The 484-nt window shown below is 69.2% G+C and carries 1 pseudogene; it reads left to right on the top strand.

From position 1 onward, the window contains the following. Positions 1-162: 162 nt before the first annotated feature. Positions 163-484 (top strand): annotated as a pseudogene (locus F0Q45_RS26690) (hypothetical protein); the annotation flags it as partial.

Below are 484 nucleotides of genomic sequence, written 5' to 3'. Positions count from 1 at the left end.
TTCCGTATGTGGGGTGGTTGAGCGCGGCGGGAGGGTTGGCGGAGGTGTCGGCGGTGCAGGCGCGGGCGGCGCCTCACGTCCCCAACGAGCAGGGGCGGGTGACGCGCTTGGTATTTTCAAGCGTGGCACGCATCGGTTCGGTCGGCCGTTAGTGCGGCCACGGTGACAGGGGTTGGGGGCACCCCGGACACAGCGGGAGCCTCAGGAGGGGCGATCGCGCGCGGCAGCGTCGCGCGGGTTGGCACCGCCACCGCAGTCGCCGCGCTGTGCGGCTACTCGGTGATCTATCTGGCCGCGCGTCACCTGACCCCGAGCGAATTCTCGGTTTTCGGGGTGTTCTGGGGCTCGTTTGGCCTGGTTACCGGTGCTGCCAACGGCCTGCTGCAAGAAACCACTCGCGAAGTCCGGTCCATGCAGCACATGGATGTGGTGCCTGACGGCGCTCGCACCCACCCGCTACGGGTGGCAGGCCTGGTCGGCCTGG

This window comes from Mycobacterium simiae, assembly GCF_008370645.1.
Taxonomy (GTDB): Bacteria; Actinomycetota; Actinomycetes; order Mycobacteriales; family Mycobacteriaceae; genus Mycobacterium; species Mycobacterium simiae_A.
The sequence above is the reverse complement of the archived record's forward strand: the minus strand, read 5'-3'. Positions and strand labels throughout refer to the sequence as shown.